Origin of the sequence: Bacillus sp. TH30, assembly GCF_016650875.1 — a bacterium.
GTDB lineage: Bacteria > Bacillota > Bacilli > Bacillales > Bacillaceae_G > Bacillus_A > Bacillus_A mycoides.
On sequence record NZ_JAEKEY010000001.1, the window covers coordinates 31551 to 58445 of the forward strand.

The 26895-nt window shown below is 32.5% G+C and carries 19 protein-coding genes, 2 pseudogenes and 2 riboswitches; of the genes and pseudogenes, 19 read left to right on the plus strand and 2 right to left on the minus strand.

Features of this window, described 5'->3' with window-relative positions; genetic code table 11:
* The first annotated feature begins 128 nt into the window (after positions 1 to 128).
* The 9 genes and pseudogenes from JFU20_RS00185 to JFU20_RS29895 form a co-directional block, all read left to right on the plus strand.
* Positions 129 to 764: an EndoU domain-containing protein gene (locus JFU20_RS00185; RefSeq protein ID WP_078205583.1), complete on the plus strand. Its 636-nt coding sequence runs from the start codon at positions 129 to 131 to the stop codon at positions 762 to 764.
* Between the two features lie 33 nt (positions 765 to 797).
* Positions 798 to 1436, plus strand: a complete 639-nt coding sequence (locus tag JFU20_RS00190) for an EndoU domain-containing protein (RefSeq protein WP_078205582.1) — start codon at positions 798 to 800, stop codon at positions 1434 to 1436.
* Positions 1437 to 1491: 55 nt separating this feature from the next.
* Positions 1492 to 3612, plus strand: coding sequence for a binary toxin-like calcium binding domain-containing protein (locus JFU20_RS00195; protein WP_078205581.1), 2121 nt, complete (start codon positions 1492 to 1494; stop codon positions 3610 to 3612).
* A 474-nt stretch (positions 3613 to 4086) separates the two neighbouring features.
* Entirely contained in the window at positions 4087 to 4296 is a 210-nt protein-coding gene (locus JFU20_RS30480; RefSeq protein WP_001021335.1) for a hypothetical protein, read from the plus strand.
* 728 nt (positions 4297 to 5024) lie between these two features.
* Entirely contained in the window at positions 5025 to 5852 is an 828-nt protein-coding gene (locus JFU20_RS00200; RefSeq protein ID WP_078205580.1) for a helix-turn-helix transcriptional regulator, read from the plus strand.
* A gap of 293 nt (positions 5853 to 6145) precedes the next feature.
* Positions 6146 to 6385, plus strand: coding sequence for a cupin domain-containing protein (locus JFU20_RS00205; protein ID WP_078205579.1), 240 nt, complete (start codon positions 6146 to 6148; stop codon positions 6383 to 6385).
* An 891-nt stretch (positions 6386 to 7276) separates the two neighbouring features.
* Complete coding sequence (locus JFU20_RS00210; protein ID WP_201038163.1) at positions 7277 to 8809, plus strand: alpha/beta hydrolase; 1533 nt, start codon at positions 7277 to 7279, stop codon at positions 8807 to 8809.
* A gap of 107 nt (positions 8810 to 8916) precedes the next feature.
* Positions 8917 to 9903 carry a choloylglycine hydrolase family protein gene (locus tag JFU20_RS00215; protein ID WP_078205577.1) on the plus strand — a complete coding sequence of 329 codons (987 nt, stop codon included), beginning with the start codon at positions 8917 to 8919 and terminating at the stop codon, positions 9901 to 9903.
* A 156-nt stretch (positions 9904 to 10059) separates the two neighbouring features.
* A pseudogene (locus JFU20_RS29895) lies at positions 10060 to 10140 on the plus strand (serine hydrolase); the annotation flags it as partial.
* 104 nt (positions 10141 to 10244) lie between these two features.
* Here the strand turns inward: JFU20_RS29895 and JFU20_RS00220 are convergent.
* A complete protein-coding gene (locus JFU20_RS00220) occupies positions 10245 to 11372 on the minus strand; it encodes an FtsW/RodA/SpoVE family cell cycle protein (protein ID WP_016097052.1) in 1128 nt (375 codons plus the stop codon).
* A 187-nt stretch (positions 11373 to 11559) separates the two neighbouring features.
* A riboswitch (M-box (ykoK) riboswitch) is annotated at positions 11560 to 11736 on the minus strand.
* Between the two features lie 520 nt (positions 11737 to 12256).
* Positions 12257 to 12424, plus strand: a riboswitch (M-box (ykoK) riboswitch).
* A gap of 277 nt (positions 12425 to 12701) precedes the next feature.
* On the opposite strand from JFU20_RS00220, the gene mgtE reads away from it, so the two are divergent.
* The 7 genes and pseudogenes from mgtE (at position 12702) to JFU20_RS30485 (ending at position 20162) form a co-directional block, all read left to right on the plus strand.
* Entirely contained in the window at positions 12702 to 14030 is a 1329-nt protein-coding gene (gene mgtE, locus JFU20_RS00225; RefSeq protein ID WP_016093729.1) for a magnesium transporter, read from the plus strand.
* Positions 14031 to 14190: 160 nt separating this feature from the next.
* On the plus strand, positions 14191 to 15288 hold the full coding sequence (locus JFU20_RS00230) for a phosphodiester glycosidase family protein (protein WP_078205576.1): 1098 nt from the start codon (positions 14191 to 14193) through the stop codon (positions 15286 to 15288).
* 824 nt (positions 15289 to 16112) lie between these two features.
* A complete protein-coding gene (locus JFU20_RS00235; RefSeq protein ID WP_002187237.1) occupies positions 16113 to 17006 on the plus strand; it encodes a cation diffusion facilitator family transporter in 894 nt (297 codons plus the stop codon).
* 320 nt (positions 17007 to 17326) lie between these two features.
* A pseudogene (locus JFU20_RS00240) lies at positions 17327 to 17866 on the plus strand (methyl-accepting chemotaxis protein); the annotation flags it as partial.
* A 269-nt stretch (positions 17867 to 18135) separates the two neighbouring features.
* On the plus strand, positions 18136 to 18978 hold the full coding sequence (locus JFU20_RS00245) for an arylamine N-acetyltransferase family protein (protein WP_201038164.1): 843 nt from the start codon (positions 18136 to 18138) through the stop codon (positions 18976 to 18978).
* 283 nt (positions 18979 to 19261) lie between these two features.
* Positions 19262 to 19408 (plus strand): hypothetical protein, encoded by a 147-nt coding sequence (locus tag JFU20_RS00250; protein ID WP_176127015.1) that lies wholly within the window; start codon positions 19262 to 19264, stop codon positions 19406 to 19408.
* A 499-nt stretch (positions 19409 to 19907) separates the two neighbouring features.
* On the plus strand, positions 19908 to 20162 hold the full coding sequence (locus JFU20_RS30485) for a SunI/YnzG family protein (protein WP_033728921.1): 255 nt from the start codon (positions 19908 to 19910) through the stop codon (positions 20160 to 20162).
* A gap of 370 nt (positions 20163 to 20532) precedes the next feature.
* Here JFU20_RS30485 and JFU20_RS00255 read toward each other — a convergent pair whose 3' ends face one another.
* Positions 20533 to 21126: a TasA family protein gene (locus JFU20_RS00255; RefSeq protein ID WP_151304091.1), complete on the minus strand. Its 594-nt coding sequence runs from the start codon at positions 21124 to 21126 to the stop codon at positions 20533 to 20535.
* Between the two features lie 874 nt (positions 21127 to 22000).
* On the opposite strand from JFU20_RS00255, the gene JFU20_RS00260 reads away from it, so the two are divergent.
* The 3 genes from JFU20_RS00260 to JFU20_RS00270 all read left to right on the plus strand — a co-directional run bounded on the left by JFU20_RS00260 (position 22001) and on the right by JFU20_RS00270 (position 26826).
* Positions 22001 to 24256 carry an N-acetylmuramoyl-L-alanine amidase family protein gene (locus JFU20_RS00260; protein WP_201038165.1) on the plus strand — a complete coding sequence of 752 codons (2256 nt, stop codon included), beginning with the start codon at positions 22001 to 22003 and terminating at the stop codon, positions 24254 to 24256.
* A gap of 780 nt (positions 24257 to 25036) precedes the next feature.
* Positions 25037 to 25750, plus strand: a complete 714-nt coding sequence (locus JFU20_RS00265; protein WP_061675673.1) for a response regulator transcription factor — start codon at positions 25037 to 25039, stop codon at positions 25748 to 25750.
* Positions 25747 to 26826, plus strand: a complete 1080-nt coding sequence (locus JFU20_RS00270; protein WP_078204010.1) for a sensor histidine kinase — start codon at positions 25747 to 25749, stop codon at positions 26824 to 26826. Before JFU20_RS00265 ends, JFU20_RS00270 begins: the two co-directional genes overlap by 4 nt.
* Positions 26827 to 26895 lie beyond the last annotated feature (69 nt).

Genomic DNA, 26895 nt, shown 5'->3' on the forward strand with positions numbered 1-26895 from the left:
ATAAGCGATATGGATAAAAAAGGTAAAATGTGAATTGAAAGTGATTTTTTAAATAATATTAGTGGAGGTGAAAAAAATATATGTAATTATTTTATATCAATGATTCTTAGATACAAAGGAGAAATATAATGACAAAAATGCCAAAAAACAATCCAATAATCCCTCCGAAATTATTGGATAAAGTCAAAAATAAATTTAAATTAAAAAAATTTAATGGTCAAGTTACCACGCAATCCCTATACGATAGGGATGCTACAACAAGCTCCATAGCGAATATTTTTCTAGGTGGTATATCAAAATCAGGAAATACAAAAGGGGATCCAGTAGGGATGTACACTATTACACCAGGATCTGATTTAGAACTAGTGGCTCCTCACAAAGAACCTGACTTTAAATCTGATAAGACCCGAGCATGTTGTGCGGCAAATGATGAAAGCTATGGAGAGTATTGTCTTGCGGCTCGAGGGGAAACCAATGCTTACCAAGGGAAAAATGGCGTTTATAAAACGATAGTATGGTTACGTGAAACAAGATGGAATCCATGGAAAGAAAAAGTGAGTACGATGTTTCCAAAAGATTGGTCAGCAGAGAAAATTATTGATGTGATTAGTAGAAGCTATGACGTAGGCAAAAAGATAGCAACATCTAATGGTATTGAATTATGGGAAGGTAGAGATCCAATTACTAGATCTTTAATTGTGACAGAGCGTTCTCCAAACAGTGGTGAGATTATTACAGCCTATCCGATATTTGAGAGTATATAGTATCTTTTATGAATCATTAGAAAGGAAGGTTCTATGAAAGATGAAAAAAATAAGGTTACACAATTTATCGAAGAAGACATGATACAGGCGAATCCGGTCATTCCAGTAAGATTGTTGGATAAAGTCAAAAATAAATTCAAATTAAAAAAATTTAATGGTCAAGTGAGTACACAATCCTTATACGATAGGGATGTCACAACGAGTTCAATTGCTCATATTTTCTTAGGTGGCATATCCAAGGCAGGATATACAAAAGAACAGCCTGTAGGTATGCATACTATTACACCAGGATCTGATTTAGAGCAAGTTGAAGAGGATAAAACACCTGAAGATAAATCAGATAAAACACGTGCAGTACGACCATTGACTGAAAAAGATGAGAATTATGCCCCTCCCGGTAAAAATGGTGTATACAAAGCAAAAATATGGTTGAGAGAAACAAAATGGAATAAATGGCAAGGAAAAGAAAGCACTATGTTTCCAAAAGATTGGTCACAAGAACAAGTGGTTGATGTAATAAGCAGAAGCTATGATGTTGCAAGAAAAATTGGTTCATCAAATGGGACAGAGACATGGGAAGGAAGAGATCCTATTACGGGTTCCATGATAGTCATGAAATGTCAACCGAACACTGGAGAGGTTATTACAGCTTATCCAAAGTATGAAAAATAATGAATATCATGCGTAAAATGATTGTATGTGATATTTATAAAGGGGGATATAAGGAATGGAAAACAAGAAAAATATACTAACAGGAGCAGCGAATAGTTCTGTTCAATCAGATGCGATTATGACGTATGAGAAAACTAATGTACGAAAACAAAATGGATTACTGGGTAATTTCTATGGAGATAAAGATTTCAAGAATTTGTTATTAATACGAGGTAATAGTTGTATGAATGAGCAAATCAATTCAAACGAAATAAGAGATCTTCGTTTGAAAAATAGCCAAAACATTCAATCTATTCGTTGGCAAGGTTTCATTCAACCCAAAGAAGATGGAGTATACACTTTCTCAACAGGAAAGCATGATCAAGTCATGATTCAAGTAGATAACTGTATAGTAGTAGATAATATAGGAAGAGAAACAGAAATTAAACTTCAAAAAGATAAGTTATACAAAATTATAGTGGAGTATCAAGTGAATCCAGATGTAGAAGATGCATTCACTCTCCTATGGGGTACAGAAGAAAAGAAAGAAGTCGTTCCTCATGATGTATTATATGCGCCAAGTTTAGCTCAGGAAGACAAACCAACCGTACAAGGAAGTTTACACCAATTAAAATATGCTGTGAATGATTTTATTAGAGATGAAAAAGACACAGATGGTGATAATATTCCAGATAGTTGGGAATATGAAGGTTATACAGTAGTAGATGGCGAGTTTGGTGTAAAAGATTTGGTTAAATGGGATGATAAAATGCATCAAGGTCTTGTAAAATATACATCTTCACCCATGAAGTGGAGTACAAGTGACGATCCTTACAGTGATTATGAAAAAGTAACGGGATTACAAATGGATACCCGGGTTATAAAAGAAGCACATCATCCTTTAGTAGCAGCTTATCCGGAAGTATATATTAAAATGGAAAAATACTTATTAATCCCTAACACCAATTTCCAAGCAGGAGAGGGTGGATCATCTAGTAAACAAGTAACTCGTGGAACATCATATACTGTGTCCAATACTGAGTCATGGGGAACTACTGTGACAGCCAATGCAAGCCTCTTAGATTTTGGGGGATCTGTTAGTGCAAGTTATGAGTCTTCTACGACAACATCTACCACCAAAGATGAATCTGTTAGCGATTCAACGACAAAAGATTGGAATGAAGTATTAGGTATCAACACTGCAGAAGCAGGGAAAATCCTACCAAATGTACGATATGTGAACACAGGAACAGCACCTGTATTTAGTGTGAAACCTCTATTCACTTTGCACTTTCCAAAAACTACAAACGGAGAAGCGATTTCATTAATTAGCTCACTTGTAGGCGAAACACACAAAGGGTTAGAAGTCCTACCAGGAAAAACATACCCAGAACAGTCCAAAGTACCTTTAGCGTTTGATAAACCAACACATTTTGGCGAGTCCTTGCTGTTAGATCAAGGAAATGTACAACGTCTACAGAAGAATGATATTTTGATGATGGAAACGATAGGGATAGATGCAAAAGTAGTATTAATTGATACACAAGGACAAGATTATACAAGTAATCTCGACTGGACGAATGTAATATCTAAAATTAAAGCGAATACTGCAGAAATTGTTTTTACTACGGAAGAAGGAGAAATTACAAAACGTAATGTAGCAGCACGTGGAACAACACCTGTAGAACAAACTGTACCAGAAATAACATTTAAAGAGGCATTAAAGTTAAGCTATGGAGCTGTGGAATTAAATAGAAAAATATATATTAATGATAAAGAAATTTCCCCAGACAAGACAAAATTAATAGTAGATCAATCAACTGAAGTGGAGATGAAGAAGCAAGGTATCCAATCGTTATTTGATGTAAAATTAAAAGCTGGGATGCATATTGAAATGATTCAAAAAGTAAATGCAGAACAAATAAAACAAGCTCATAGTTTCAGCTCTTGGTATTATATAGGTTCTTGGTCAATATATGGTTTATATTTCCATAAAGTGAATTCGGAAGTTCTTAAAAAAATTAAACATTTTAAATGTATTATAAACAAAGACAATGTAAAAATTGTTTCAAAACCATTCCCCGAAACAGATGGTAGACTGCTGATTCAATTCAATTCAATACTATCAGGTAATAGTTCACTTAGTGTATACGCAGTCACTAAAAATGGCGAAGAAACATTAGTTTTTCAAAAATAGGGGAATATAAGCTCATTATAACCAAAACAATATGAGTTTTACAAAACTAAGAAAATGTTAAACCCATAAAAACCCGTTGTATCATGTGTATGTACTGATACAATGGTTTTTTTTATATGAATATTTAACTGTCTATTTTACCAATTATAAAAAAATATGAACTTAGTTTTACATTTTAGGTCGGCAAGGCTCGGAAACAATTAGAGGAATAAACTTCCAGAGTGGCCCCTCATTCCCTGAATCGTTTCCTTACCCCATATAGGGTAATATCATATAGGAGTAGAAGCCATGCATATGATAAAAAAGAACAATTTCAGTAGGAATCCTGATTGTTCCTTGAAATGTGTCCTATATTTGCACCAGAACCGATTAAAATTAAGGTGGTTCAGTTGGAGGAAGGAACCTTATAGTATCTTTGCAGTGATTTTATTTATATAATTATGTTATATAAATAAAAAGATAATAGAAGGGTAAGTGAATATTATAATTAATTTTGAACCATTTAATCCAACAATAAATGAAATAGCAATAAAACTTGCTATGGTACTGTTTATACCGTTATTCTTAGCATTGCTTGTCAAAGTCATACTTATGAAATTTATGAGAGAATCAATTGCTGGCAGGCTGGCCTATCTATCTTGTCTATTTTTTATGTACTATGTATTTAAATTTGTTACAGAATAGATAGGCATCTTAGGATGCTTTTTTTTATAAATAAAAGTAACGTAGTATTTAAGCCTATACGTTCACACAAGATTACATGTATTTAGTTCTGTAACTCTATAAAATTTTAGTTTGGATTTTCTTGGCCCAAGCAAGTCCCAAAAATGAAAGTTTAGACTTTCTTGTCTAAATAGTTTAGAGTTTCATGTCTTTGTACAATAATTGTAAAAAGACATGAAAGTAGGAACTTATTTTATAGTGTAATATGTTGAATTATCTATGGTGAAAGTTTATTTAGTATCCATTTTCTTGTCCGCATATCGGGACAAGAAAATGGATACTTTTTTAAACGGAGACACTAAAGTGGATACTTTTTCACATACAGACAACAACCAAGTGGGTACTTTTTAAAACTAGCTGCAAACACAATGAAATTTTAACTGCTATACGTTGAATTTTTAGGAGATGGTTTCAATTTTAATATCTAACTCTTATATCTGAGCTATTAATATAAATTTGAAATAAAAAGGGATTAGATAAGTTTTTGTAGAATATATAAAGGTTAAATTTCTGGCTTTCAATAAAGCTGCTTAACAGTAGACTAAATAAATGAAAAACAATATATTTATAGGTTAGTAACCAGATCTTGTTAAGTCGTATGTACTATTTTTAGTTTAGCGTTGCCCAGAAAGTACACCAATTAATCTCGCGAATTACAAGGAAACTATTATTGAAATGAGGCGTGCATTGTGAAGTTGGACGTGAATGAGTTAGCAGAGTATCTTGCCAATACTCCTTTCCGAGTAGAAGGAGTATATCGTTATGCTAAAAATCCAGGTGTGCCTTGTGCTGAGTCTACAGATTCTTTCCCAGGATTTGTATTTCCACTTGCAGGGAAGACGCAATTTCAATTTAATGGTACGCCGTATACCCTTTCCCCAGGAAAAGTTATACATGGGGGTGCAAAAATGACATTAGCCCATAAAATGCTTGGTGAAATAAACTGGGAATATATTCTTGTTTTATATCGGATAAGCAATTCAGAACGAGAAGACTCTGGCTTTACTCATCAGCATTTTGAATTATTAACAGGACAATCTCCTCGTCTTGTCGAATTACTTATGCGTCTTTGGGATGTGTATAATCAGCGTGGAGGCATTTCGATGTTTCAGACCGAAATGCTGTTTCGCGAAGCGTTGAATGAGGCTTTATTAAGTGTTGTCAATAGAGAAAACAACTATAAGTCGCATACTTTATTCGAACGAATAGCTAGTTACGTCCATAAATACTATTATAAAGATATTACAATGCATATGCTTACAGAACAAAATAATGTTAATCGAAATCGTCTTTCTTACGTGTTTAGAAAGCATGCAGGTATGGGGCCAGCAGAATATTTATTGAACTATCGTATAAAGATGGCTCAAAAAATGTTATGTACAAGTGGTGTGCCTGTACAACAAATTGCGCAGGCTGTTGGAATCGCAGACCCTTTTTATTTTAGTAGAATTTTCAAGAAGCGAGTTGGCATTTCGCCTACTAAATATCGCGAGAAGTTCATCAATAATCCATACTAATGTCAACAGGGGTCCATTCTTATTTGAAAATTACTGTTCTATACTTATGGAGAGTTAAATGAAACATTGGATTGAAAGAACTTTCATTGAAATCACTCCTTTGTACTATCTGAATGAAAAGTTCTGGCCTGAGCATTTTCTTTTTAAGCGTAATGACTACTTTTTCACTTAGATTACTGTAATATAGTGGAAGTTATAAATGAGGAGGGATTATTATCCATTACCAACCTATTAAACTAAATGACGAGTTGTCTAAAATTAACGATTATTGGTATCCACAAGTGATTGGTGAAATGAATGATGATCAAATTCAGCTTTTTAAAGCTAATGGAGATTTTATATGGCATGAGCATCCTAATACGGATAAGCTATTTATTGTGCTTGAAGGGGAGATGTTCATCGATTTTCGTGATGGACAGGTGAAAATTTCTAAGGGCGAGATGTTTATTGTCCCGAGAGGCGTTGAGATTAAACCTTTCACTGAAAAGGAATCCCACATTATGTTGGTAGAGCCTAAAAGGGAAATGGATTGATAATTGTATCTAATGTTTCGTTGGCAGATAAGAAAGTGTAGATACAATTGAAAAGTTAGGATTTAAATGCTCTATTACGGAATAAAGCATGCATCTTTAATTGATACCCTATTATAGAAATATTATGCAGTAACCTTTTCTTTATTAATTCGCCCGTATTCCTATTCTAATATCTAACATAAAAATACATCACTATTTAATAGTGATGTATTTTTATGTTAGAAAGAATCGTTGTACGTAGCTGTACGAAAATAAAGTTCTCTTTAATTAATAGATTTTGTATTGAAAATCGTATTTTATATAAATAACTACAACGATTTATTTATAGCAAAGTCATACTTATGAAATTTATGAGAGAATCAATTGCTGGCAGGCTAGCCTATCTATCTTGTCTATTTTTTATGTACTATGTATTTAGTTCTGTAAATCTATAAAATTTTAGTTTGAATTTTCTTGGCCCAAGCAAGTCCCAAAAATGAAAATGGATACTTTCTTGTCTAAAAAGTATCCATTTTCATGTCTTTGTACAATTTAAGAGGGGGAGAGAAGATGAACTAAAACCCTCAAGTGTTCGTTAAATTCTCATTTAGCGAACACAATAATTATAAGAATCTATAGTCGATTGTCTGCTGACGATCGACTTTTGAGTTAATCAGCACGAAGCACATGCAATAAATAATTCTGTTTTAGATAACATCCATCTAATCAAAAAATCGAGTTATAAAAAGAGGGGGAAGGCATTTTTTATTGAAGTTTGTTTATAATAGTTTTTTAATTTGTTAGGGGGAATCGTAAAGTAGATTATTAATCTCTTTGATAATTTTTATTTCCCTTATAGTATTTGGCATACTGTATAAAAAATTTTAAATTTTGAAGGGAGAATCAATAAATATGGGGAAGAAAAAAAGAATAGGTAATAAGTTATTACTTGTCAGTGCAATTTGTACAATAACGATTCCTTCAGTTTCATATGCGGAGGAAGTAACTTTACCTAAAAATTTCGCGATTGCTTCAAGTCTTTATGAGGAACGGAATATGGATGTATTGAAAACAAGTGTATATCCCAATACATATAATAATCCGTTTAACCATCAATTTATTCCGACATTAAAGGAAACAAACACAAATATAAAAAAAGTAGACAATATTGATGATGAAAATCCTATTATATCTACTACTCTTTCATTTATTCGCCATATGAATAGTGAAGATTATAAATCTGCATTTGATTTAACCTCAAGGTCATTACAGAAAATAATATCGGAAGAATGGCTGAAGGGCTATTGGGAGGGAATCCCATTGCAATTACAAGCAGGTTCTTTTCTAGGAATTGGAGAGGTAATACAAAAAGAGACAAATTCCGTGCATGCGAATGTAGAAGTTAAATTAGTTTTTGAACAATTTACTGTACCTTTACTAATTAAACTAGATCCATCTGGAAAAATAGACGATTTTCAACTCAGCATGTCGTTTAGTCCTGTTGCAGAGCGTCCATCATATAGTAAGCCTGAATCATTTGTTGATAAAGAAGTAGTAGTTGGAAGTGGTGCATTTCCATTACCAGGAACATTGTCTGTTCCAAAAGGTAAGGGTCCTTTCCCAGCGGTTATTCTTGTGCAAGGATCTGGAGCAACCGATCAGGATGAAACAGCGTTTGCTTTAAAACCATTTCGCGATTTAGCTGAAGGTCTTGCCTCGAAAGGAATTGCTGTCCTTCGCTATAATAAACGAACTTATGAACATGGATTGAAAACACAATACAGTCCTTTTTATACAGTTGATAAAGAGACAACAGATGATGCTCTTCTTGTGACTCATTTTCTTCAAAATGAACCTATGATAAATAAGAATCAAATTTATATTCTTGGTCATAGTCAAGGTGGACTGATGCTTCCGAAAATGATTGAAAAAGACCAAAATCAAAATATAGCTGGAGCAATTGTGATGGGAGGACCAGCCCGTACAATCCAAGATGTTGTTTTAGATCAATTCGAGTATCTTTTTTCTATTGGAGCAATGAAATCGGATGAATATAAATTTTACAAATTGCAATTTGAATTATTAAATGATCCCAATTTCTCTAGTCAGAATCCTCCAAAAGATTTTTATTTAGGATCAGCAGTATTTTGGGATTCTATTCGTAAAATTAAAGCAGCAGAAATGTCAAAAGAACAAAAGACACCGCTTCTTATTATTCAAGGAGAAAGAGACTATCAAGTTCAATCAAAAATCGAAATTCCTCTTTGGAAAGAACAATTAAAAGAGCGAGATAACGTTGATTATCGACTATATCCAAAGTTAAATCACTTCTTTACAGAAGGAGATGGGGAGTTAAGTAAACCGGATGAATATTATAGTCCTGCTAATATCCCTGAGTATGTTATAAATGATATTGCTGCTTGGGTGCAAGGAAGATCGAAATAAAATTAGCAACCATATTTTTTAATAAAGGTCACGATACATGCCTATTAACTTAAGGATAGAAATTAAATGGTTTTTATTCAAATAAACTAAATAAAGGGGTGTTCTTTATGTGTACTAGTTTGACATTACAGACAAAAAGCGGTCAGCATCTTTTTGCAAGAACGATGGATTTTACATTAGATTTCAATCAAGAAGTAATAATAGTTCCTCGAAGTTATCAATGGAACAATATAACTGGTGAAACCATCGAGGCGAAACAAGCTGTTGTAGGGATGGGGATTAACCATCAAGGAAGGATCATCCTGGCGGACGGAGTAAATGAATCAGGTATGACATGTGCAACACTCTATTTTCCAGGATTCGCAAGTTATAGTAACAGTATAGATGAAAATAAAACGAATCTGGCTCCATTTGATTTTGTGGCATGGAGTCTCACACAATTCAATTCTGTCGAAGAGTTAAAGAACTCTGTAGATAGTATTTCCTTTTTGGATGTACCATTACCTGTTTTAGGGGTTACTCCACCGCTACATTGGATTTTAGCGGATAAATGGGGAGATTGTATTGTACTAGAGCCGACAACTGAAGGACTAAAAATATATGATAATCCTCTTGGGGTAATGACCAATAGTCCTGAGTTTAACTGGCATTTACAAAATTTAAGACAATATATCGGTCTTAAATCGCAGCCATATGCGCCAACACAATGGGGGGATGTACCATTAAGTGCTTTTGGACAAGGTTCAGGTTCGATGGGACTCCCTGGGGATTTCACCCCACCATCAAGGTTTGTTCGGGCAGCGTATGGCAAACAAAATATTCAAGGTATAGATAACGAAGAAGAGGGCATATCGGCCCTTTTTCATATCTTATCAAATTGTGAGGTTCCAAAAGGTGGAGTAATAACGGAAGAAGGTACATTAGATAATACCATTTATACAAGCGCAATGTGTATGGATTCTGGTACATATTATTACCATACCTATGATTGTAGACAAATTATAGCTATTCATTTATTTCATGAAAATTTAGATACAGATGAAATTAAAACTTATCCGTTCCAGCGGAAACATAAGATACTTTATGAAAACTAATCAGATTTGGAATAACATAAAAAAAGAAAACTTAATTAAGTTTTCTTTTTTTATAGGCGATACGACAATACAACAGTGTTCCCATTAAATTCAATATAAGAAAAATAACAAGTCAATATATTTCTAATCATTTTAGGTGAAGGGTATGTGATTGAGATGAATAATACATATAATGAAAAGACACATACATCGATTAAACAATTATTTAACAAGTTTTCACCAAAAGCTCCTGCCTTTTTTGGTATTAAAATTAATATTCATACAGTTAAAAACCTAATTAGAAATTATTTGAACATAGATTGCTCAATGAGGTTAAATTTTATAATCTCCCAAAAATAGAATTATATATTATAATTATTAAACTTAATTTTATTGAAAATTGAAATATTAAGCAATATTCCTATTGCTATTAAATTGACCATTAAAGAACTTCCACCAAAACTAACAAATGGAAATGGGGTACCAGTAAGAGGAAATAGTCCCGTAATACCACCTAAATTTACAATGGATTGCATACCAATCATACATCCTATACCAATTGCTATAAAACTTCCGAATGGATCTACACATAGTTGTGCAATTTTTAAGGAACGAAGAACGATAGTCAAAACCCCTGCCAATACAATAAATACACCAATAAACCCTAGTTCTTCAGAAACTATTGCCATTATAAAATCAGTATGTGGTTCTGGAAGATAACCGGTTTTTTGAATGCTATTTCCGAATCCACGTCCAGTAATTCCTCCAGAGCCAATGGCAATAAAAGAATTTACAAGTTGATATCCTTTTCCTTGCGCATCAACAAAGGGATTGAGAATTGTAGTAATACGTGTCTTTTGAACTTCTGACAAGCTAAATTGAATTAAAAAGTATAAAAAAGGTAACCAAAAAATAGAACCGATTATAATTCTTTTAATTAATAGATTTACATTTATTCCAGAGCAAAGAAATATGCTAAAACCTATACCTAATATTAAAAGTGCAGATCCTAAGTTTGGCTGTTTATAGATTAGGAAAAAAATTGCAGCTAAAAAAAATAAAAGTTTTCCGCTACCACTCCAAATATTTTTAGCTCGTTCTTGTCGTAATGCAAAAAAACGGGCTGTTACAAGTATTGTTCCTAATTTAAGAAATTCAGCTGGCTGTATTCCAAAGATCCATGATTGAGCATTATTTACCACTTTTCCTTTCCACAAAACCATAATTAATAAAAAAATTCCCCCAACCATAATACAGATAGAGACTATTCGTTTTTTCCATATTTCATAAGGGAGAATAGCACAAACTATTAACCCTATTGTTCCTAAAAATAGCTTTGTTAATTGAGAATCAACAAAATGCCTACTGTTATAACCGTAATGTTGAACAGCAACAATGGAGCTCGCGCTATACATCATGATAATACCTAAAGTACATGTTATGAATAGAGGGAGGAGCAATAGATAATCGAGTTTTAATATTTTTTTCATTTTAATATCCTCCTGATTTACATTAACACTTAATATCACATTTGCTAATGAGTAGAATCTTGTTCTCATCAACTACTAAATAGTATTTTTGTTTTGAAAGATTCTATAGCTTACACCCTGTTTTCTTACGCAAAAATCCCCCCTAGTTACATACTAGGGGGATTTAAATTGGCATGACTAAATAAAGCTTTCCTCCCCCTAGTAGAGCTTTGGCACTATACAACGTAAAGTAATGGAAATTGATTACTTAGCTATCTTAAGAAGAGCCTTAATCCGACAATTCCTGTTCTACCCATTGGCGTCTTTCGACATTTTTGGGCAATAGCCTGTGTTTGTATAGGAGCCTCACCTAACAGGTTTAGCAATATAAATTTTATGTATTTGTTTCGTGTAGCCAGCATAATTACTTTTTTTTTGCTTGTCAAGTATACGTATCGCTAATTTTATATTCTTTATTGCTTTATAATTCTTTGAGAAATGATGTGAGAAATTGTATTTAATCGTCTCATATAGATACATATTTTCGACTTGGGGTGTATATGATTAAGTAGTTTAACCATATAAATTTGATAAACAGTAAAGAAGATTTTAGTCATATAATAAGATTTTTTGAAGAATGTTCTTTTGAAGTACGGTATGACTAATGATTCCACTTCTGTTATAAAGTTAAAAATTCATCATAAACAATAAGCTTCATATACGAGATTTCATATGTTTTATAACGTTTCTTTTAATTAAATCTATTTGAATTCTATGTTTTTTAAGTGGAATTTTAAATTTGTAATAGAATATAATTTCATTTTTCTATAAAATAATTTTTTTATGAATCGAATTGAACGTTAGTTGACAAATATTAAAATCTGGTTTAAATTTTGAAGTAATTCAATAATCTTTGTTAGGTGAGGCTCCTGTATAGAGAAACGCTGCTGCCCAAAAATGTCGAGAGACGCCAATGGGTCAACAGGAACGGTCGGATTAAGGCCCTTTTTAATGTAGCTGGTTATAAAAACCTATGCTATACAGTGCTAAAACTCAACGAGGGAGTGGTATACGATTTGATAGAAAGACAACTCTGGGACTTTAACAGAGCTGTCTTAATAATCATTTATTTGTATTGTAAAAAACCTTTACTCCTTTTTGAGTAAAGGTTTTTTTGTTTAATGTTATTTATTTTTATCTTGTCTATATTCAAAAAGGAGGTAGTTCTAAATAATAAATTGATAGCAATGTAACTATTAATGCTCTAATAAAAATTTTAGACAGATAAAATAACACAAAACCACTCATGAAACTCTAGAGTCTCCCTTAGCAATATAAGGAGGAGTTAACATGAAGAAATTATTAAATGAATTACTTGTAACCCAAAATAATTTGGATGCAGAGAAAGTTTTACGTCATCCGTCGTATGATGTTGCGCAAGAAGTAAAACGGTTTTCAATTGAAGATCAAGTCATATTACTAGATAAGATTCCTGTATTAAAAAGCTCAAAAATTCTTCAACATTTGAGTACAGAAGAAAAATATAATATCTTAATTCACTTATCTGAAAACAAAGCTAAAAAGTTACTAGATTTACAACCGATTGATGAAACAGTAGATCTACTTCTAGCGGTTCATCCGGAAAAACAAGCTAAATTAATGGCGTATTTAAATAAAATTACAAAACATAATGTAAAAAAATTAATGGCTTTCAAACCTGAAACGGCAGGAAGTCTTGTCACAAGTGATTTTGTTGCAGTTAGAGGGAATTGGTCAGTAAAAATGACATTGAAGTACATTAGGGAGCATTCTGAAAATGTAGAATCAATATCTTATATCTATGTTCTTGATAGTCATGGTTATCTTAAGGGAATCGTTTCCATACATGAGTTATTACTAGCAGCAGATGAAGAAATATTATCTACTATCATGATTCAAGAGGTAATTTCAGTACACGCTGAAGTTGATCAGCAAGAAGTTGTAAAAAAGCTACTGAATTATAATTTAGCAGCATTACCCGTAACAACAGCAAATAATGAAATGATTGGTATTATAACATTTGATGACGTAATGAATGTTATGGAAGCAGAAGCTACAGAAGATATCCAAAAGTTAGGCGGAAGTGAACCGTTAAATCAATCTTACTTTGAATCTAGTATTTGGAGCATTTTCTTCAAACGTCTACCATGGTTATTGCTTCTTTTTGTTGCTGAAGCATATACAGGTACAGTACTAAAGTATTTTGAAGACGAAATTGAAACAGTAGTTGCCTTAGCTTTCTTTGTACCTTTATTAGTAGGTACTGGAGGAAATACAGGAACACAGGTTGTAGCAACAATTACTCGTGCAATCGGTATTGGAGAGGTGAAATTTAAAGACATTTTCCGTGTAATGAAAAAGGAATTTGCAATTGGTATGCTTCTCGGACTTGCACTTGGGGTAGCTGGGCTCACTCGTGCTTATATGTTAGGAGTTGGAACAGAAGTTGCACAAGTTGTAGCAATCACTTTATTATTTATTGTTATTTGGGCCTCTCTTGTTGCAGCTGTTTTACCTTTGATTCTGAGAAAATTAAAATTAGATCCTGCAGTCGTTTCTGGTCCATTTATTACAACATTTGTTGACGGAACAGGATTAGTAATTTATTTCATGGTTGCAAAAACGTTATTAAATTTGTAAATATACACTGAAATAAATACGAAATGTAGAATAAGTATTTTGCTTTGCTTGCCAAGACATAGTGGGGAACTCGGGAATGAGGGAAACAAACACTTTTGTCTTTAGGCAAATAATATCTTAAAGGATTCATTGAATGTAATTAATGCCGGAGGAGAAACCTATGAAACATCTAAGAAAAATCTTCAAACGAATTTTGCTTCTTTTTTCTATTTTCATGCTTATTGGCATAGGAATATTATTTGGTACTAACTATGGCCGAGATCTTCGTGTAACAATTGCTGGAAGTATACTAACTTCTCAGCATCCACAATATGCGAAATATACATTCCTATCCCAAAAGGAACTAGATAAACTGCAAGATAGAATTAATCATCCAAAATGGTCAAATAGTGATGAGGCTATTTATAAAAAAATAGCAGGAAAAAGATTAGAAGAATTAAAAAATCAGCCATTAGAAATTGATGTAGAAACAATTAAAAGTAATAAAGATAGTCGTTTTCTTTTCGAAGGAAAGTTAATTACCATTAGCAATCCCTTCAATGTTAAACTTGTTAGCCATCAAGGAACACAAGGAGCTAACAGGGGAGAAAAAATTAGTGTAATGGCAAAACGTAATCATGCACTTGTTGCTGTGAATGCAAGTGGATTTGCTGATGAGACAGGAAGAGGTGGAGGGAATGTTGCAACTGGAATAGTAATAGAAAATGGAAAAGCTATTGATACAAATATAGATAAAAATACCCCTACAATTATTACCGGTTTAACAAAGTTTGGACAAATGATAACAGGAAATTATTCTACCCAACAACTTTTGGATAAACAAGTCGTTTCAGCAGCAGGATTTATGCCACAGTTAATTGTAAATGGAGAAAAAATGATCACAGAAGGAGACGGTGGTTGGGGTTCTGCTCCACGAAGTATTATGGCTCAAAAAGAAGATGGCACAATAATGTTTCTAGTGATAGATGGTAGACAAACACATAGCATAGGAGCCACGTTAAAAGAGTGTCAAGATATTCTATATGAAAAAGGAGCAATAAATGCAATGGCAATGGATGGAGGTTCTTCTGCTACGCTATATTTAGGAGGAAAGGTTATAAATTCACCTTCTACATTATCACATGAAGATCGTTATTTACCAAATACTTGGGTGGTAACAGCAAACCAAAAACAAAAAATAAAGATGACAATAGATGGGAAAAAAATAGATACTAAAAAATCAGATGAATTTGATGCAAATATTTCAACTGATTTATGAATTCTTAAATAAATGAAGGATTAATTAAAGTTTAAAAACTAACATACAAAGAGTGTAATTAAAGAAAAGCGTAAAGAGATACTCAATCATATGGAAAATCTCCAAGAAGTTAAAAGAAGGATAAATAATGTATACAGTTTACACTCATATTCAATTATATGCTTTTAATCTTATAGTATTTGCTACAGCTATGTGAAATGGACAACCTGTAAAAATAATTGTTGTGATCAGATGAGTAAAGATTAATGCGCAGAATGAATTAGTAATCATACCTGAAAACATTTCATCAAACATCAAAGCAACACATTAGTCGCTTTGATGTTTGTAATGATAAAAGGGTGATAAAAAACATAAACAATAGGTGTATCAAGCAAAGGGATAATACACCCTAAAACTACATTGTTAAACAACATGCGTCGTCGTGTAGTATATCTTATTTATCTTTAATTATTTTAGGTTCAGTATTACATCTTATAGATCGTTTTTTCTATGATTTCCTAATTTCCAACTCTCGTCTTTTTATTCAATCATAATTACTATTTTAAGGATGTTAAAGTAACTCCAATACTAAACGTAAAAGGAATAATAAAAGCATGGCATTTTGTGTCACTCTTTTTACACTTCATAACAAATAAGGATAAAAGAACAAAGTAAGTTATGCTTTAAACCTTTACTGATGGGAGAAAATGTTTGTATAGACCCACACACTTATTATTGGGTAATGTATGAAAGAAATTAAAATGATGAGACATAGACTTATAACTACACAATTGAATTAAACAATAATATTTTGAAACAAGAGTAAAGTTAAGGTGGGGATAACTATGAATGCTAACCAAAAAACGTCCTTATTGGCAGCATGGATTAGTGTAATTAGCAATATATTTCTGACTCTCATCAAAATTATAGTCGGTTTACTTTTCAAAAGTCAGGTATTATTAGCCGACGGGATTCATAATGCTGCCGATGTTGTAGCATCCGTAGCCTCATTGGGATCAATGAAAATTTCAAACCAGCCAGCTGATGAAGATCATCCTTATGGACATGGTAAAGCAGAAGTTATATCATCAGGAATTGTAGCTGTGATTTTAATTTTAGCGGCTTTATTTATGGCTTATGAATCAATAAAGTCATTATTTGAACCAGCGACAGAACCCCATATAATTGCTTTTATAGCAGCGATTATTTCATTAATATGGAAGCAAATTTTATATGTATACACAATACGAATTGGTCGAAAAACAAGCAGCAAAGGGCTTATAGCAACTGCTTATGATCATCTTGCTGATGTTTATGCCTCAATTGCAGCTGTAATTGGAATTGGTATTGCTTTGATAAACAATATCTATTCCATTCCATATGCAGCATATGGGGATCCTTTAGCTGGTATTATCGTTTCCTTTTTCGTATTAAAGTTAGCAATTAGTATGGGGAAAGAATCAATATATATATTAATGGAAGGTGGTATTCATACCGAGAAATGTAGTGAATATAAGAGAATAATTCAGGCCCATCCTTTTGTAAAAAGAATTGATAGAATGCGCGCACGTGATCATGGTCACTATGTACTAATTGATATTAGAATTAGTGTTCCGGCACATTTAAGCATCCAGCAAGGACATGATATTTGTAGGGATATAAAAACTACTATTATAAATCAGAACCCAGAAATATATGAAGTACTAATTCATTTAAACCCATGGTATGAGGAGAAGTAGGTTTATTGAATTATAGATAGATATAAGTAAGTAGTTAAACCGTCCTTTTTAGATATTGGAGAATTGGTCGACTGGTATAATGTCCATAATTAAAAAACATTTATAGTTATGAGTACAATACATCTCAAATACATTATTTATAGAAGAAAAAACGTCCTATTAAAATATAGGACGTTTTTATCTATGATTTACTAATTTCCCAACCTTCGCGTATTTTCTCTAATTCAATTACAATTACCTTTGAATTTTTTTATACAAAGCATCAACAAAATCTGAAAGATAAATATCATTGAGGGGAATGAATTAATATATGAGGGTTCATTTTCAATAATATTGCTGAACAAACAAACCTTCTTGCCTTAAACGCCTCAATTGAAGCTGCACGTGCTGGAGAAAATGGAAAAGGATTTGCGGTGGTGGCAGCAGAAGTGGGGGATTTAGCTGAGAAGTCTAAAAAATCCGCAAATGAAATCAATACTTTAATACAATTAATTCAAAGAGATACAAAAGATACAGTTGATGCAATGCAAAAAGGCCAACAAAAAGCTTCGGAAGGAAAAGAAACTGCTAATAAAGCAGATCAAGCATTCTCATCTATTATGGTGGCTATTAATAAAATCACTAGCCAAATTCAAGAAGTATCTGCAGCGACAGAAGAAGTAAATGCCTCTATGTCGAGTGTTTCTGAAACAGCAACACAAGTAGCTAAGGAAACAACTCAAACTGTACATTCAATCCAATCACAAGCAGCATCAATTGAGGAGATATCGAATCAATCTAACAAAATAAAAGAAAAAGTAGAAGCATTGTCAGCATTAGTTTCAAAATTTATTATTGAAGAGCAAAAAAACGAGAAATAAAATATATCAAATATGACAAAAAAGTACAGGTCCTTAATCAATTAAAGGCCTGTACTTTTTTATCATTTTAGCCAAGAAGACTCCTTCCTCAAGGAACGTGAAATTTGTTTTTGGATAAATTTTCATATAATAAATAGCTTTATGCTATGTCTTATATAAAAACATACCATAAAGAACTTGATTTTATTTTATTACACTTGATTATATATTTATTTAGTGTATCATTATGTTCAATGGTTAAATTTTCTATAAATGGGAGGTTATATACAATGTTGACTGATTTACAAAAAAATTTTTTCTCACGGCTACAGATAACTCCGAAAAAAGATGTAAGCTTTGAAAATTTACATGAAATTCTTCAGCAAATGGCATATGTAATACCTTATGAAAATTTAGACGTTATGGACAAAAATACCCGAAAAATTACTAGAAAAAATGTTCAAGAAAAATTACTCATAACTCAACGCGGAGGACTATGTTACGAGCTTAATACACTATTATATTATTTTTTACTTGATTGTGGATTTGATGTCTATCGCATATCTGGTACAGTCTACGATTTAGGTGGTGGTAAATGGAAACCTGACGATGGACATGTAATTATTATTTTAAATTATAATAATCAAAAATACATTGTAGATGGGGGACTTGCCTCACATCTTCCATTGTACCCAGTTCCATTTAGCGGTGAAGTGATCTCATCTCAAACGGGAAAATATCGTATTCGTAAACAGAATACTGAAAAAGGAACTTACCTACTTGAAATGAAAAAAGGAGAAAATGGGGAGAGTGCCCAATTCCTTAATTCTGAACCTACTAATACATGGTGTACTGGGTTTGCGTTTTCATTAAATGAAATTGATTCCAACAAAGTAAATGCTATACAAAATATTATTGTAGAGCACCCCGAATCACCTTTTAACAAAGGATACATTGTCTGCAAATTAGTAGAAGATGGACATATTTCGCTTACTAAAAAAAGTATTACAGAAACAAGAAAAGGCCAAAAAAGTAAACGAACTATAAATGAAGAAGAATATCAGCAGATTCTTAAAGAAGTATTTAATATTTCTCTAGATAAATACCTCGATAAAATTTTAGAAAGAGGCTAGCTTAAACTAACTCATATAAAATTTCTTTGTCGTTTAAAAATAGATTTGTTTAAATAAAATTACATTTTTATACCTTTATATAATTTCAATTGAGATAGTTAGTATACTTTATTTACAATATGTTTTAAGAGTGGAAAAGCATAATTTTTTATGCAGTATTAGAAAAAGCACTCGAAAGAGTGCTTTTTTCGTTCATAAAACTATAAATCAATATAGCTATAAAAGTAACTGATTTGTATTTTACTTTTAATAGAATAATATTGTATTTTAAGGAGTGTTAATCTTGAGAAGAACAACAGAATACAGATTAGGGCTTACTGGTGGAATTATGGGTATCTTATTTTCCATTTATGCTATATTTATTGATAATCTAAGTAAGACTCTTAAAGTAGAAGGTATAAATGTAATAATAGGCTTAAGTATCAATTGAGGAGATATCGAATCAATCTAACAAAATAAAAAGTAGAAGCTTTATCGAAATTAGTTTCAAAATTTATTATTGAGGAAAAAGGAAAAGAGAAATAATAAATATCAAATATGATGATATAAGATTTTAAAAAAGACTATTGTAACTTTTATAAAATACAATGGTCTTTTTTATTTTCATTGAGCAGATGTGTCAAAAAATCCCACACTATTGTCTACAAAGATTTTGTTTTCATCAATTTATGCCTTATTTGATTCGCTAATAGAATAGCAGCTTTTTTCAATTAATTACTGTTAAATTGAAAAGAAACGAAATTGATTAATAGTAGTCAAATCGTTTTTAATATAGTGTATTTTTATGAAAATAAGGAGTTTGTACATGTAATTTTGCATATATAAGCACAAATTCTTAAAATCCTTATATCATGATAGATGGTTTAATTTAAAATAATTTAGGTAATTGGTTAATTATTTATCTAAAATTAATAAAGGATTGATATAAAATGTCAATAATTAGCATAACAAAGTCCCAAGATAGTATAATGATTGCATGGCAATCAGCAGAGATTACCATCCCTTTAAAAGATATAATTACTATATCTACGAATGACGTTCCTTATAATAAGCTCGATCATGTTGTTTATATTGGAACTCCATCTTCCTCGAAGAATAGAATACTAGTACATACTACAAACTTAAACTTCATTATATTTGTTGTTAATCCATCTATAATCTTAGAAGAAATTAATATTGAGTAATACAGTTCTAATAAGAAGTGTAGAACGGCATGTAAGTCTAAACTAAAATCTCATTAACAAACGTTGATAAATAGACAGTAAATAAATTTTGTACTTTCTTCTCGAAATAGCTTAGAGATTCATGTCGTTTGTAAAAAGTCATGAAAGTAGGAACTGATTTTAAAGTGTAAAATGCTGAATTATCTACAGATACATTTCATTTAGTACCCATTTTCTTGTCCATATATCGAGACAAGAAAATGGGTACTTTTTAAACTAAGACACCAAAGTGGGTACTTTGTAAAAATAGCAAATACTAATTAAATGTGAAGTTAAAATTCAATTCTTCATAAATAACAAAAGATATAAATTAATCCTGAATATAAATACTTTATCTTTCTTGTCCATCTGTTTGATTGGCTTGGAATTCCATTTTTAGAGCAATACTATCTCCTTGGAACACGTTTTGATCTGTTCCGTTGTCTTCAAATATAAACTTAATCCAAAACCAATCCATTTTCCCAGGTTTTAATCCTCCTGTTTCAGTCCACTTAGAATGAAATACTTTTTTGGAGGCAATCTCTGGGCTTTGTGATTTTAGTTCTGCAAGGGTTGTCTCGTATGCAGGGCTTTTTGCAGGATCCCAATCCCAAAGAAATTGTACTTTAATATGTTTACCGAAATCTTCTGTAGTGTTATTTTGTTTTAAATCGTTTACAGTATAGTCTATTTTCATCATGATATCTTTAATATCTAATGTACCACCATTTTTTAAATTGAATTTCTTTAATATTTTGTCCCCTGGTTTTAAATTTTCTAAGTTAAGTGAAGTAGTTGGTTGCATAGCTAAATCCAATGTACCTGCAGCAAATGAATTATTTGTCACCACTTGATCGCTAAAATATGCATATGTTCCCCCACCAATTAAAGATAAACCAAGAGCGGCTGAAACCACTCCAACACCTAATTTCTTTTTCAATGACATTTTTTGTTCCTCCCATATCATTTTTATAATCTTTCTCCCTAATCAACCGAAAAGGTCCCCTTAATACAGATATACCATGAATTGCGAAAAAATTATATTTAAAGCAGAAAATTCCTTATTGAGAAAATTATGTTATTATCTATCTTCTGTAAATGAAACGTGCCAAAAATAGAAAAGTTGGATTTATAATTATCAAAACCTCTGCCAAAAACAAATTAATATTAACTGCCCTTTATGATTAGAATTATTTATTTCTTCAGGAGTATTCTAATACTTCAAAAGGTACGCCTTTTGAAGTGGTGGAATTTCTATAAAAATCAATGTGTCGAAAGGTTCGAGATAACATTTTGAAGGACTTCAAAAATACATAGACCTTTTGAATCATATATGAATTGTCGGGAAAAAAGCTTTCCCTCAAACTAATGTAACTCCCATAATCCACTTAAAATCATTATCTTTATATGAATAAATTAGTAAGCATGATGGTATAGGTTATTAGGTAAGAATGGGAGTTTTTCACTCAAGATTAAATGGGTATAGTTCTTTAAATCTATAAAAATTTAGTTTAGATTTTCTTGTCTAAATGGTATGGAGTTTCATGTACTTGTACAACCGCATTTTGTTGATAAGACCCCAATTATTTTCACTCAAACTACCCACCATAAAAGCAACATAATATATACATAAAATAAAAAAAGATTTATGAAAGACTTTTGTAACATTTGTGAAAGAGAAATGAAAGATTTTTAAACTAAGATGAACTTACTGATATTGATGTTATATCAGTGGTTAATAAAAAGTACAAGTAGAGAGTGAGGAACAGCATTGTGTTAAAGCAATCTGAACTAAATTCTACTAAGAGAGGAAAACAAAAATGAAAAAAAACTTTAAAACAATTAGAATTGGTAAGAAATTAATTCCTGCCACAGCTGCATTAGGTATTCTTTTTTCTTTAGCCCCTGTTGCAGAGAACAAAGCTAGCGCAGGTTTAGCCACGGTGTTGGATGTGACTATTACTTCATTAGGTATTGTAGCTGATATTTATGAAAAGCTTGGGATATCTGTAGGGGAGCCTGACTTATCTAATTACACTGGCCCCTATGCAGAGAATGTGTCTTACAGAGCTCCTAACTTTAAATCTGGGGAATTTAATATTTCTATGCATCATACGAAAGGAGATTCCAATTTCACTAGAACGATTAAAGTACTTTATCCAGATGGAAAAAGTGAGATGAAAGACTTAAAATCGGGGCAACAGCTTAAGATTACAGAACCCGGTACAATTGTAGATTTGAAACCCTTTGCAGAATCTGTATCAGAGCACGATCTTCTTTACATTACAAAGGCGCAATTGGATGAAGGAAAAACCGGGGTTGCGCTTAATCAAGGTATCACCATATACGTAGAAAAAACATCCGGTGAAAATAAAGTACTTGTTGACGAATTTTATAAGAAGAAATTTGGAGCAGATTCTCTTGACGGTTTTAAAGGATTAGGGGTGGACCGCTTTTCTTACTTAACAGATGAACAAAAGAAGGTAGCAACATTGACTTCACATCCAGTAGGTAGAGAAGTTCTTTCTAATTATGTTACGAATAACCCTACAGCTCAAGCAGATTTTAATAACCGGTCAAGTAATGTATTCGCAGAGATCACCAATACCCTAGAGACACCTATTAAAGCAGCATATGGCTCACTAAATCACGGTGAATCCTATCAAATTATCCCCTATAAAAAAGGAAGCAATAAAGTATTGGTAAAAGCAGGTTCAAAATATCTTTCAGGGAAAGAAGGAAATGTTCTTCAATATTCCGATTCGATTGGTGACGATGAATTGTTTGAACTTGTCTCAGCCCCCGCTTTTCTTAATAAATGGCAGTTTGATTTGGTAAACAAGAATGGAGTACGTCTGACTAGTAATCCATACATTCAAGGCTTCCTGAAGGAAAACGATGGTGCTAATTCTTTCAGATCTGGAATTAGTTTCACTGCAAAAACGAATGATGAAGTTCACAACTGGTTAATAGACTGGTACCCTGGTAAAGAACATGATAGACAGAAGTATGATGGAAGAGTAGAGTTCAAAGCTAATGATAAAAGTGATGGCTCTATATGGACTGCATACGATTCTTCTGGAAAATTAATAACGAATAGTTGGATAGAACGAGATGGATCATATCATTATGCAGATGCTTCTGGAGTTCTTTTGAAGGGTTGGCAGGAAATTAAGGCTAATACGTATTATTTTGCTCCGCATTCTAACTCCCTGGTAATGTCGTCAAACTCATCTGATGCACAGATTGAGGGTAAGGTCTATCATTTCAAGGATTCTGGTGTTCTGCAGCGATCAGCCTGGAAAGATGAGCAATATTCTGATGCTTCTGGAGCGTTTGTTAAAGAGGGTCTGAAAGAAATAGAAGGTAAAATTTACTATTTTAAAGATTTCGCAGTTACAAAGAATGAAATGCGTCTAGAAGACCAACATGTCATTCTTCACTTTTCCAACAAAGGCGTGCTTGAGAGGGCTTCAGATCTGAATGGGAAAGCATTAGCTAGTACTACTACTGTTACTCTTAACGGGAAACACGTAGTCTTTGAGAAAGACGGTTCTGTTAGAAAGCCAGGACTCACTGGAAAGAGACCTTTCCTCCAATCAGATGGAACTGAAAAAGTCACAATGCACTATTATAGCTTAGAGGATGGAGCTTCCTATTCGGGTTGGAAGATAATTGATGGAAAGAATTATTATTTTAAAGATGGTAAGCACTACACTTTTGATGGTTATGAAAATATTGACGGAAAAAAATATTATTTTAATAATGACGGACAAGCTATGTTGACAGGGTTTAAAAAAGAAAATAGTAAAATATACCACTTCGATAATAAAGGCGTAATGCAAAAAGGGTGGCAAGAAATCGATGGTAAATGGTATTACTTCGATGATTCTGGAGCAGCTAAGATAGGATGGTTCTCTGTTGGTGTTGGATACCATTTCCCTTATTACGGGTACTTTACTTATTATGCCAAAGAAGATGGTTCAATTTATCAAAACACCACTGTTGAACTTGATAATGGGAAAGGTGTTTGGAAGACTTATAAATTTGACAGTCATGGACACAAAGGTTATTAATAATCCAAAAAGAGTCTGTTTTTTATAAATATGACTCTCTAAATGAGATCCCTCAACCTAACTGGATCATATAACTCTGAAAAACTAAAAACAAGGCTTCCAATCAGTGAATGAGAAAATGGGTTAAAGAGTGGGCGTTGATATTCTTTTAAGAATTTAATCATGTGAAGAAGTACATTTCTAATGTCCATGAAACAACAAGTCGAGAATGGCCGTAGGACCTTCGTCTTTGATAGTAATGGATATTACAAGGTGAAAAGTTAGTTAATAATGGGCTAGTACTGTTGCAAATAATGGTAGCGCCCCAGTTGTAGCTTCTAGTGAGTTTATTTTAAAACCTGAGAATACAACCTCACAGGTGATAACCACAAATGGGAGTTAGAAAGTATTAAGTAAAGAATGATGCTATATATGGTACCCCCTGTCCGTATGGAGAGGGGGTACCTATATAGATTTCTAATGTAGCAAGTCTTTCTATAAATTTGTTACCTCTATTCTATACGCCACAAACTAAATACTCCCCAGTATGTATTCTTTTCAGAATGGTACATAAACAGAACTTATCTAGTCATACAAGTAATCAAGTGTTAAAATTACCATCTGGATTATAGAATCACTTTTAATAATTTTTAGTGAATATAAGATCAAATTGTTGGATTCTAACCTAGCAATACTATCAGTTATAGCACCTGCATCTCCAAGTTCCATAGATTTATTAGATTAAAGCAGATAATAGAAACATTTCAATTGTGATTTATGCACAAGAAGCGAGGATTATATATGAAAAAAAGGATTTTAATCGTAGAAGATGAAGAAAACATTCGAGAAGTATGCAAACGGTATTTAGAAAGAGAAGGATACGAAGTATATACAGCTATGAATGGAATGGAAGGCTGGGATGTATTTCATCAATATCAACCAGATTTGATTATTTTAGATTTGATGATGCCCAAAAAAGATGGATGGGAATTATGCGAGGAAATTCGTCAACAATCAAATGTTCCTATTATTATGTTAACTGCTAAGGGAGAGGAAAGAAATCGAATTTTAGGCTTAACAATGGGCGCAGATGATTATGTAACAAAACCATTTTCACCTCGTGAATTAGTATTAAGGGTTCAAATTATATTAAGAAGAGGCAGCCAGGTAACGATACAAGCAAAAGAATATCTATCAGAAGTGATAGAATTTCCAGATTTAAAAATTTATCCAAAGACAAGGTGTGTACTCGTTTGTGAAAATAACGTGGAATTAACTGTGAAAGAATTCGAGGTACTTTATGTCATGGCACAGCATCCAAAACAAGTGTTTTCCCGTTCGCAACTTCTTGAACTTATTTGGGATTTTGAACATGAAGGGGGTACAAACACAGTAACCGTGTTAGTGAGTCGTTTACGTGACAAGCTGGAAAAGCATACGACAAAGAATCGTTGGATTCATACGGTTTGGGGAATAGGATATCGCTTTGAGCCAAATGGAGGAAATGAAACATGAGTTTACGTATTCAATTGTTATTGATGAATTTATTAAGTACCAGTATCTTGGTAATTGCTATATGGTATAGTGAAACGCAAATGTTACTTGAACCAGAACAAACACGGCTATTAACAGTAATTGCGGTTGTCGGACTGATTATTTCAACGTTTATTTACTGGTTAATGACACGCCCTATCATGAGGTCCATTCAAAATTTAATTGAACTAACGAAACAATTTAGCGATAGACAATTTGAAACGATGTACATAATTGGAAAAGAACCACGGGAGTTTAAAGAATTAACAACAGCCTTTCAACGGATGGCTAAAAATTTAGAAGAAGGGTTTACTAAGTTAGAAGAAGGGGAAAAGGCACGTAAGGAGCTGATTACGAATATTTCACACGACTTACGAACGCCTATGGCTAGCATACAATTGATGATAGAAGCATTACAAGATAACTTAATTGAAGATCCTGAAACGAGAAAGCAGTACTTAGAGACGACCTTAAAAGAAATAAATCGATTAAGTGGATTAATTAATGACTTATTTGACCTTTCAAAGTTAGAAATTGGACAAGTAGATTTTCATCCAAGTTTTACACATATGGACAAAATTCTTTTAGATGTACTAGAGTCACATTCTTTCTTATTAGCAAACAAACAGATCGATTTACAATTGCAGGTTCCTGATACATTACCTCGACTTTTAATTATGCCGTGTAAAATAGCACGGGTCATCAGTAATTTGTTAGATAATGCGATTCGGTATTCCCCTGTTTCTGGAACAATCGAATTGATTGTAGAGGAAAATAAAAAAAAGCAACAAGTCCAATTCATTTTGCGCGATGAAGGAGAAGGAATTACTCCAAATGACCAATTACGCATATTTGAGCGTTTTTTTAGAACGGATAAATCAAGAAGTTCACAATCTGGTGGATCCGGACTCGGATTAGCCATTGCAAAATCATTGATTGAAATGCATAAAGGAGAAATTGGTGTGAGAAATCGCTTAGATGGCAAACAGGGAAGTGAATTTTGGTTTACTCTTCCCATCACATCAGAAAAAAATAAGACCGCTGAAAGACTTTTGTAATACTTATATTATAGAAATGAAAGACTTCCTTGTTAACATACTACTATACAGTATGTTACAGGAGGTTTT